The 10,316-nt window shown below is 37.7% G+C and carries 11 protein-coding genes; 8 read left to right on the top strand and 3 right to left on the bottom strand.

Features of this window, described 5'->3' with window-relative positions; genetic code table 11:
- Positions 1-464: 464 nt before the first annotated feature.
- Genes trpD through trpA form a run of 4 tightly spaced genes read left to right on the top strand, consistent with a single transcriptional unit; the run spans position 465 to position 4,048 of the window.
- Positions 465-1,448, top strand: a complete 984-nt coding sequence (gene trpD / locus JWP71_RS10885; RefSeq protein WP_299499668.1) for an anthranilate phosphoribosyltransferase — start codon at positions 465-467, stop codon at positions 1,446-1,448.
- Positions 1,449-1,455: 7 nt separating this feature from the next.
- On the top strand, positions 1,456-2,097 hold the full coding sequence (locus JWP71_RS10880) for a phosphoribosylanthranilate isomerase (RefSeq protein WP_299499666.1): 642 nt from the start codon (positions 1,456-1,458) through the stop codon (positions 2,095-2,097).
- A complete protein-coding gene (trpB, locus tag JWP71_RS10875) occupies positions 2,081-3,262 on the top strand; it encodes a tryptophan synthase subunit beta (RefSeq protein ID WP_299499664.1) in 1,182 nt (393 codons plus the stop codon). Before JWP71_RS10880 ends, trpB begins: the two co-directional genes overlap by 17 nt.
- Positions 3,263-3,271: 9 nt before the next feature.
- Positions 3,272-4,048, top strand: coding sequence for a tryptophan synthase subunit alpha (gene trpA / locus JWP71_RS10870; protein WP_299499662.1), 777 nt, complete (start codon positions 3,272-3,274; stop codon positions 4,046-4,048).
- A gap of 118 nt (positions 4,049-4,166) precedes the next feature.
- Here the strand turns inward: trpA and JWP71_RS10865 are convergent, their stop codons facing one another.
- The 3 genes from JWP71_RS10865 to sucC all read right to left on the bottom strand — a co-directional run bounded on the left by JWP71_RS10865 (position 4,167) and on the right by sucC (position 6,935).
- Entirely contained in the window at positions 4,167-4,787 is a 621-nt protein-coding gene (locus JWP71_RS10865) for an L-threonylcarbamoyladenylate synthase (protein ID WP_299499660.1), read from the bottom strand.
- A 139-nt stretch (positions 4,788-4,926) separates the two neighbouring features.
- Positions 4,927-5,463 carry a YceI family protein gene (locus JWP71_RS10860; protein ID WP_299499658.1) on the bottom strand — a complete coding sequence of 179 codons (537 nt, stop codon included), beginning with the start codon at positions 5,461-5,463 and terminating at the stop codon, positions 4,927-4,929.
- Between the two features lie 281 nt (positions 5,464-5,744).
- Positions 5,745-6,935: an ADP-forming succinate--CoA ligase subunit beta gene (gene sucC, locus JWP71_RS10855; RefSeq protein WP_299499656.1), complete on the bottom strand. Its 1,191-nt coding sequence runs from the start codon at positions 6,933-6,935 to the stop codon at positions 5,745-5,747.
- 207 nt (positions 6,936-7,142) lie between these two features.
- Between sucC and JWP71_RS10850 the strand changes: the two genes are divergently transcribed.
- Genes JWP71_RS10850 through JWP71_RS10835 form a run of 4 tightly spaced genes read left to right on the top strand, consistent with a single transcriptional unit; the run spans position 7,143 to position 10,310 of the window.
- Positions 7,143-7,796 carry an ABC transporter ATP-binding protein gene (locus JWP71_RS10850; RefSeq protein WP_299499654.1) on the top strand — a complete coding sequence of 218 codons (654 nt, stop codon included), beginning with the start codon at positions 7,143-7,145 and terminating at the stop codon, positions 7,794-7,796.
- A 2-nt stretch (positions 7,797-7,798) separates the two neighbouring features.
- Positions 7,799-8,098, top strand: coding sequence for a hypothetical protein (locus tag JWP71_RS10845; protein ID WP_299499652.1), 300 nt, complete (start codon positions 7,799-7,801; stop codon positions 8,096-8,098).
- Positions 8,098-8,706, top strand: coding sequence for an HAD hydrolase-like protein (locus JWP71_RS10840; protein ID WP_299499650.1), 609 nt, complete (start codon positions 8,098-8,100; stop codon positions 8,704-8,706). Before JWP71_RS10845 ends, JWP71_RS10840 begins: the two co-directional genes overlap by 1 nt.
- Positions 8,707-8,762: 56 nt before the next feature.
- Positions 8,763-10,310 (top strand): S41 family peptidase, encoded by a 1,548-nt coding sequence (locus tag JWP71_RS10835; RefSeq protein WP_299499648.1) that lies wholly within the window; start codon positions 8,763-8,765, stop codon positions 10,308-10,310.
- The last annotated feature ends 6 nt before the right edge of the window (positions 10,311-10,316 follow it).

Genomic DNA, 10,316 nt, shown 5'->3' with positions numbered 1-10,316 from the left:
TGTCAAATAAAGATAGCCCTTTACGTTTTACATTTATAGATCCATCCTGGTTTATTAGGCGCTGGCTTTTGGTAACGGCCTGGGTGCCAAATCCAAGATCATCTTCCGGATTGAATTTTCGTTTATGGATAGCCATGTTTGGTTGAGTGGTTGGATTAAAGTTGATTGGGTTAAATAAGTTTTTTTTGACCGATAATTAACAACTCAATTAACCAACACAATCAACCAAATAAACTTAACACCGTAAATTTATTCATTCTGCTTGCTTTTAGAAAAAACTATTTCCATATTTGCCATATAATGATAATTAAAAGTTTAAATAATAATTGGTGGTGGCTTAACGATTGATCGTAAGGCAAACTCTTGTTATTGTAAATTATATTTAAAGGGTTGCCGTAAGGTAACCCTTTTTTGTTAAAACGTTTGATGGTCTTTAACTAAAATTTCCCTTTAAGGGATAATATATGAAACAAATTTTAAATCACCTTTTCGAGAATAAAACACTTACCAGAGGACAGGCAAAGAGCATTTTAACCCTGGTATCGCAGGGCATGTATAATAATTCGCAGATGGCCGCTTTTATGACCGCCTATTGTATGCGATCCATAACTGTTACCGAGCTGGAAGGTTTTAGGGACGCCATGCTGGAGCTATGTTTACCAGTTAATTTGGGAACAGATGATTTAATTGACTTATGCGGCACTGGTGGCGATGGTAAAGACACTTTTAATATTTCAACCCTGGCATCGTTTGTAGTAGCGGGTGCGGGCTATAAAGTTGCAAAGCATGGCAATTATGGTGTTTCATCCGGTTGTGGCTCATCCAATGTGATGGAGTATTTAGGTTATAAATTCACTAATAATATTGACGATCTTAAGTATAGTATAGATAGGGCCAACATTTGTTTTTTACATGCACCTTTATTCCACCCTGCAATGAAAACGGTGGCGCCAATACGCAGGGAGCTTGGTGTTAAAACATTTTTTAATATGCTGGGCCCAATGGTTAATCCTGCTAAGCCTAAAAATCAGTTGGTTGGCGTTTATAATTTAGAGCTTGCGCGCATGTATGCCTATCTTTATCAACGATCTGACAAAAAATATACTATTTTAAATGCATTAGAGGGTTATGATGAGATTTCGCTTACGTGCGATTTTAAAACATTTACCCCTGAAGGTGAAAAAATAAACACATTAAAAAGTGTTGGCTTCGATAGGATAGATGCATCAGCAATAGTTGGAGGAAGCACGGTTAATGAATCGGCAGCTATATTTATGCAGGTGTTAAACGGCAATAGTACTACAGCGCAAAGTAATGTGGTTTTAGCAAATGCGGCATTGGCCATTAAAACAATAAATCCTCAAAATAGCTTTGCGGATTGTTTTTATGAAGCAGAAGAAGCATTAGTTAGTAAGAGAGCATTAACAAGTTTTAAAACCCTTGTCTAAAACTAAAATGAAAATAAAGGTTTGCGGGTTAAAATATCCGGACAATATTAAGGCAGTTGCTGATTTAGATCCTGATTATATAGGCTTTATCTGTTATGACCGCTCGCCAAGATTTGTTAGTGAAGTGCCTGCTGATGCTTTGAACGGTCTGGCTGCATCAATTTTAAAAACTGCTGTTTTTGTGGATGAAAATGAGCAAGAAATTAACCGGCTTATTGAAGAATTTGGATTTGATGCTATACAGTTACATGGACAAGAAACTCCCGAATTTGCCAACTCATTTAGAAACAAGGTGACAGTTATTAAGGCCTTTGGTTTAAATGAAGATTTTGATTTTAACCAACTAAATGATTATATCGGCAAAATTGATTATTTTTTGTTCGATACCAAGACAGATATGTACGGCGGCTCGGGCAAAACCTTTAACTGGAAAGTATTAGATAAATATAAATTGAACATGCCGTTTTTTTTAAGCGGAGGTTTAAATTTGGATAATTTGGAGCAGGTTACAAAAATTGTACACCCCCAATTTTATGGGGTAGATTTGAACAGTAAGTTTGAAACAGCACCCGGAATGAAAGATATAAAAAAATTAAAACAGGCGTTTAACCTGTTAAAGCAATCTACTACGCATGAAATACGGAGTTAACGAACACGGTTATTATGGCGATTTTGGCGGTGCTTACGTGCCCGAAATGCTGTACCCTAATATTGAAGAATTAAGGCAGCAATATTTAAAGATAATAAATGAGCCCGATTTTAAGGCTGAGTTCGATCTGCTTTTAAAAGATTATGTAGGCAGGCCGTCTCCATTATATTTTGCCAAAAGATATTCTGAAAAATATGGTGCCAATATATTTTTAAAGCGAGAGGACCTGAACCACACGGGTTCGCATAAAATTAATAATGCAATCGGCCAGATATTGCTCGCACAACGCCTGGGCAAAAAGCGCATAATCGCCGAAACAGGTGCGGGCCAGCATGGCGTAGCAACCGCAACGGTTTGTGCACTCAAAGGTATTGAATGCGTAGTTTATATGGGCGAAGTTGACATGGAACGCCAGGCCCCAAATGTGTCGCGTATGAAGATGTTAGGCGCGAAGGTGGTTCCGGCCCGCTCCGGTAGTAAAACACTTAAAGATGCCACCAATGAGGCCCTGCGCGACTGGATAGCCAACCCCGTTGATACACATTATATTATCGGGTCGGTTGTTGGTCCATATCCTTATCCGGATATGGTAGCGCGTTTTCAATCTATCATATCATTTGAAGCTAAAAAACAATTATTTGAGCATACCGGTAAAGAGTTACCAGAATATGTAATGGCCTGTGTAGGCGGTGGCAGCAATGCCATGGGTATGTTTTATCATTTTTTAGATGATGAAAGTGTTAAGCTTATTGCTGTTGAAGCAGCAGGAAAAGGCGTGAATAGCGGCCACTCTGCAGCTACAACTATTTTGGGCAGGGAGGGTGTTTTGCATGGAAGCCGTACCATTTTAATGCAAACAGACGATGGGCAGGTGGTTGAGCCTTATTCTATATCTGCCGGATTAGATTACCCGGGTATAGGTCCGCAGCATGCGCATTTGTATAAAATAAACCGTGCGCAATATACAAGCGTAACAGACGATGAAGCGTTACAAGCGGGTCTGTTATGCTGCCAATTAGAAGGTATTATACCGGCAATAGAATCGGCACACGCATTGGCACAATTAGAGAAAATGAACTTTAAGAAAGATGATAACGTGATCATCTGCTTATCGGGCCGTGGGGATAAGGATTTAGACACGTATATAAAATATTTTAACTACTAACTAATAATAATGAACCGTCTAAACCATCTTTTTGCTGCCAGAAAAGGTAATTTGTTATCCATCTATTATACAGCAGGTTATCCCGAACTGAATACTACCCTTGATATCGCCGAAGCATTAGAAAAAGCCGGAGCTGATTTCCTGGAAATAGGCTTTCCCTATTCAGATCCTGTGGCAGATGGGCCAACCATTCAGCATAGCTCACAACAAGCGCTGGATAATGGCATGACGCTTAATTTATTATTCGAGCAATTAAAAAATCTGCGTAAACGGGTAACCATACCGGTGCTTTTAATGGGGTATTTTAATCCGATAGTTCAATATGGTGTAGAACAGTTTTGCAAAAAAGCTGCCGAGGCAGGTGTAGACGGTGTTATTGTACCGGATTTGCCAATATATGAGTATGAAACCATGTATGCCGGTTTTTTTAAGAGTAATAACCTGAGCAATATATTCTTAGTTACACCGCAAACCTCTGCAGACCGTATCCGTAAAATTGATGAGTTGAGTAATAGCTTTATTTATCTGCTTTCATCATCATCAATAACTGGCGGCAGCTTAGATGTATCTGATAGTATTGAAAATTATTATAAACGTATTAAAGCCATGCAATTGAAAAACCCGGCGATCATCGGTTTTGGTATAGGCGACAATGCTACATTTAAAAAAGCCTGCGAATACGCCGACGGTGCAATAGTTGGAAGTAAATTTGTAAAGCTTTTGGAATCTGAAAATTACCTCGAAAAAATTAATGGATTTATACATTCCATACGGACATCCTTGTAGGGCCGGGCTGTAGCTTCAAAAAGCACTTTCTGATTTTGATATTACTCGGCAAGGGTTTATAGAGTGGCGTAACCATGCGCATAATGACCCAAGCTTATGAAATGGTTCTACTCAACTGTTATAAATATAACTCTAACTCACCCTTGCCTTCACGTATTACCTCAAAGTCGCCGGATGTGCAATCAACAACGGTTGATGCAATATTATCGCCATAGCCTCCGTCAATCACCAGGTCAACCAGGTCTTCATATTTTTCGTTGATCAATTCGGGGTCGGTAGAGTATTCAATGATCTCGTCATCATCCTTAATAGAGGTAGAGAGGATAGGGTTACCTAATACCTTTACAATTTCGCGCGCTATATTGTTATCCGGCACACGTATACCAACTGTTTTTTTGTTAGAGCTTAACAGTTTGGGTACGTTATGACTGGCATTAAATATAAAAGTAAAGGGCCCCGGCAGCGCTTTTTTTAATAAGCGGAAAGTGGTATTATCAATTGGTTTTATATAGTCTGATATATGGCTTAAATCATAACATATAAAAGAGAAATTAGCCTTTTCGGGCTTTATGTTTCTTATTTTGCAAATAGCCTCAATAGCTTTATGATTGGTAATATCGCAGCCCAAACCATAAACCGTATCAGTAGGGTAGATAATTAATCCTCCCTTACGTAATACATCGGCCACCTGTTCAATAGCTTTTGGATTAGGGTTTTCAGGATATATTTTAATAAGCATTGTTTATTTCGATTTCGATTTTTTTTGCAATATACGTCAAATGCAATCTCGCATTGAGATTGCATTTAAGTTTATAGCATTTAATATGCCAAATAAGTATCTATAATTCCGAGATCGAAAATCTCCGACCATGTATTAATTACGCTTGTTTAACAAATTGGGCGTTAATGCTGATCTTAATATCTTCACCTGCTACAATTGCACCCGCTTCGGTTACACCATTCCAGGTTAAGCCAAACTCTTTACGGTTAATTTTACCAATAACTTCAAAGCCAGCTTTAGTATTTCCGTAAGAATCATTTGCAGATCCCCCGTATTCAACATCAAGTGTAATTGGTTTGGTTACATCTTTAACAGTTAAATCGCCGGTTAATTTATATTCGTCATCACCGGTTTTTGTAAATGAAGTTGATTTGAATTTAAGATTGGGATATTTTTCCGAGTCGAAAAAATCAGCAGATTTTAAGTGCCCATCACGTTGGGTTTGGTTGGTATCAATGCTATTGATATCTATAGTGAATTCTACCGAAGCGCCTTCAAAGTCATCATTTTCAGTCGTTAATGAACCTTCAAAACTTCTGAAAAAACCACTTACGGTTGATATAACCAGGTGTTTTACTTTAAATTGTACTTCTGAGTGCGTAGGGTCTATAACCCATTTTGTTGCTGTTGCCATGATTAATTGATTGTTTTATTTTAGTGATACAAATATAAATAAATAGATGTTTAAACATATAATTTAATTATTAAATTTACACTTTGTCGACATTGTAGAACAATTTTCCCTGTTAACTACAATTTTCTGTAATACAATGTTTTAGATTTACGGTATAACATCTTTCTTGTCTCGAAATACGTTATCCAATGTTTTTATCTGTTTTACTTAATTGATCCCCATTTAGTAGCCACAAAAAAAGGGGCCGGGGCCCCTTTAACATGCTGTTTGATTAGAAATTTCTATGCCAATACTTGCTTAACTATTTCAGCAGCTTCTTTTAATAGAATAGCCGAGTAAACCTTTAAGCCAGAATTATCTATTAGTTCTTTGGCTTCTTTTGCATTGGTGCCTTGTAAACGAACAATGATAGGAACAGGGATATTGCCTATTTCTTTATAAGCATCAATAACACCTTGCGCAACACGGTCGCAACGCACAATACCACCAAAAATATTGATCAAAATCGCTTTAACATTCGGGTCGCTTAGTATGATATTGAAACCGGCTTTAACCGTTTGCGCATTAGCGGTACCCCCAACATCCAGAAAGTTAGCAGGTTCGCCACCTGCCAATTTTATAATATCCATCGTGGCCATAGCTAAGCCGGCGCCATTAACCATACAGCCTACGTTACCGTCAAGCTTCACATAGTTAAGGTTTGATTTACCTGCTTCAACTTCAGTAGGATCTTCTTCGTGGGTATCGCGCATTGCTGCATAATCCGGGTGACGGTATAGGGCGTTATCATCTAAATTCACTTTAGCGTCAACAGCTAATATTTTATTATCAGATGTTTTTAATACCGGGTTGATCTCGAACATTGAAGAATCGGTAGCATCATATGCTTTATATAACGAAGCGATAAACTTGGTCATATCCTTAAACGCATCACCCGATAAACCTAAATTGAAAGCGATTTTACGGGTTTGAAATCCCTGCAAACCAACTTTAGGATCAATTTCTTCTTTAAATATTAAATGCGGGGTATGCTCGGCAACTTCCTCTATGTCCATACCACCCTCGGTAGAATACATGATAATATTACGGCCCTTACCACGATCTAACAAAACACTTATATAAAACTCTTTAGTTTCGCTTTCGCCCGGGTAATAAACATCCTGGGCAACTAATACCTTACGTACTAATTTACCTTCAGTTCCGGTTTGTGGTGTAACTAATTGCATTCCTAAAATATCGGTAGCTCTTTGTTTAACTTCGTCTAAATTCTTAGCCAATTTTACACCACCACCTTTACCACGACCACCGGCATGGATCTGTGCTTTAATAACAACCCAGCTTGAGTCGTAGTCTTCCTTTAATTTCTTAGCAGCTTCAACAGCTTGTTCAACCGTATTTGCAACTATGCCTTCTTGTACTCTTACGCCAAAACTTTTTAATATGGCTTTACCCTGGTATTCGTGAATATTCATATTTTTTCGAAGTATTTGCGGTAAATCTAATGATTTTGTTTCGAAATCAGAGATTAGAGACTAGAGATTAAAGATTAGTTTTACTTTGATATGATTGCGCTAGTAAGAATAGGTTAAAACCAATAAAAATGTTACAAACCGACACTTCCGCTTTATAAAATTAACAACTTATCATCAATCTCTAATCTCTAATCGCTATTTTTGGGCATGCTTAAAGCAACAGCCATTCATAAATCATACGCGCAACTTCAAATATTAAAGGGTGTTGATTTTGAAGTAGAAAAAGGTGAGATTGTAACTATAGTTGGCGCATCAGGCGCGGGGAAAAGTACCCTGCTTAATATTTTAGGTACGCTGGATAAGTCCGATTCCGGTCAGCTATTCATTAATAACGTTGAGCTAAATAAACTGAACAACAAAAATTTAAGCAACTTTCGTAATCGTGAAATTGGTTTCATATTTCAATTTCACCACTTATTGGCCGAATTTGACGCGCTGGAGAATGTTTGTATTCCGGCTTTTATAGCCGGAGTTTCAAAAGCAGAAGCTGAAAAGAGAGCTACTGAACTATTAGATTTACTTGGATTAGGCAATCGGCTTCACCACAAACCCAATGCCCTTTCTGGCGGTGAACAACAAAGAGTAGCCGTAGCACGTGCTTTAATTAATAAACCTGCACTAATATTTGCCGACGAACCATCGGGTAACCTTGATTCGGCCAATGCGCGCGAGCTGCATGAGCTTTTTGTAAAGCTGCGTAATGAGTTTAACCAAACTTTTGTAATTGTTACCCATAACGAAGAACTGGCAAATATATCAGACCGTAAGGTTTTAATGGTTGATGGTTTAATTGTTCAATAATAGTGAGCATTCTTATAACGGCAGCCAATTCGGCACAGGCGCATCGCCTTAAAAAACAACTAAACAGGGATGATGTTATTTTAGGTGATTACCATACATTACCTGCATTTATGCTTATGCAAGGTAAAATGGTACAATTGCCCAATCCGCAATCCATATCCTATACGCATGAAATGTTGGCCCTGTGTTTGGATAATTCAGTTGATCTAATCTATGTACTGGATACTGCAGAAACGGGCCTTTTATTAGAATCTCAGCAACTATTTAAAGAATACAATATTGATATACAGGTAACAAAGTAATGAAATATAGCGATATAGATCCGCGTAAAAAGGCTTTTGTGTTTGAATTGGATAATGTTATTTATCCTGAAAAAGATTATTTATTCCAGGTTTATTATTTGTTTGCCGGTTTGATAGAATATACAGAGCTATCAGACGCAAAAACAATAACCGATTTAATGGTGGCAACCTATACGGCAGAGGGTAGGGATGTAGTATTTGACAGGGTAAAAGAAGAATTAGGAATAGACGAGAAATACCGGATCAGTTTTCAGCATTTATTACTTACTGCTAAACTTCCGTTAAAATTATTAGTTTATCAAGCCGTGCTTGATTTGATGCAGGAAGTTGTAATTGACCGTAAAAAACTATACCTTGTAACTAATGGTAATCCGGCTCAGCAATTAAATAAAATTAAACAAACAGAGTGGCACGGGCTGGAGCCTTATTTAACCTGTTATTTTGCCGAAGAAACATTACCTAAACCTGAACCTGATGTGCTGCATTTATTAATGAAAGAGCAAGGTTTAACCAGGAAGGATATACTAATGATAGGAAACTCTGCTGATGACGTGCTTTGTGCAGAAGCAACAGGGGTTGACTATATTAATGTTAAAGAGTTTTTATAGTATTGAATATAACACAGTTAAGCTTATTATCGTTATAATATTACCTTAATATAAACATGAAAAAAGCATTTTATTTAATTATTATAATTGTTACCTGCCTGGCGACTTCTTGTAAAAAGGGTACACAAAACAATAATGAAATTGCTCCGTCAAAAAATGGTTCAACGCTTGACCTGGTGAGAGACTCTGTATTTTTATATGCCAAAGAAGCATATTATTGGTACGATGGTTTGCCAAGCTATGCCGCCTTTAATCCGCGGGCAATTTCCGGGTCAGACGATCTAAGCGCGTTAACAAAGGAAGTTGATGCTATCTCTCAATATAAAATAAATCCATCAACAGGAAAACCTTATGAGTATTATTCGCCGGCACCCGGAGAAGCCAAATACTCATTTATTGATCAGGGGCAGGTGTCGACTGAATTAGGCGGAACAAATGCCGACTTTGGTTTCGCACCATTATTTAATGATGTTAATGATCTGCGTATAAAATATGTTTACCCCGGTTCGCCTGCTGATCTGGGAGGGGTGAAGAGAGGCTATAAGATCATTTCAATTAATGGTAATAGTAATTTGAGTTATGATGGATCTTCGGGAACGCATACCCAGTTTGTTATTAATGCCTATGCATACAGCACCACAATAACAATGATTTTGCAAAAGGCAGACCTATCTACATTTAGCGTTACGCTTAATGCAGCAAATTATACCATCAATCCGGTTTTAACTTATAAAACTTTTAATGTGGCTACAGGTAAAACGGTTGGCTATATAGTGTTTAACAGCTTTACTTCTGGTGATAATGCTGATGCTAAATTGGATGCAGCTTTTAATTATTTTGCAATGCAGGGTATTACAGATCTGGTTGTTGATCTGCGCTATAACGGCGGTGGTCTTGTCTCAACTGCCGAGTATTTAGACAACTTAATTGTTCCGGCTGCAAAAAGCGGAACGATAATGTACAGCTCTTATTTTAACGATATACTAAGTAGCGGAAAAGCAAGCCTGCTTAAGAACCAGGTGCGCAGAGATCCAACTATTAATCAGCTCTATAATTATGGTCAATTTGATTATACCGTTGCCGGTAATGCCATAAATTTCGCAAAAAAGGGAATGCTAAACATTAGCCGTGTGTTTTTTATTGTAACAGGGGCAACAGCATCTGCAAGCGAACTAACCATTAATAATTTGCGCCCGCATTTAAATGTGCAGTTAATTGGTACAACTACTTACGGTAAACCTGTTGCTTTTTTTGATATAGACATTAATAAATATCAACTATACATCCCGGAATTAGAAACTAAAAACTCATTAGCTCAGGGAGGGTATTATTCAGGTATGACACCGGGCTCAACTACCTATCCGGGTGTAAATGATTATGATGATGTTACCAAGGATTTTGGCGATCCTGCAGAGGGTTTGCTGGCTCATGCCTTAAACTATGTTAAAACAGGTGTTTATAGTATAACAGGGCCGCAAATACAGGGTTTATCTGCTAAATTAAAAACATTTTCTATCGAAGAATCAAATGCGGCCGCTATAAAGCTGGTTGAACATAAATTCAATGGGATGGTGTTTGATAAAAAATTAAAACTGAAAAAATAACGTGCA

It is taken from the genome of Mucilaginibacter sp. (assembly GCF_028287845.1).
Classification (GTDB): domain Bacteria; phylum Bacteroidota; class Bacteroidia; order Sphingobacteriales; family Sphingobacteriaceae; genus Mucilaginibacter.
This window is presented reverse-complemented; position numbering and strand designations above follow the sequence as displayed.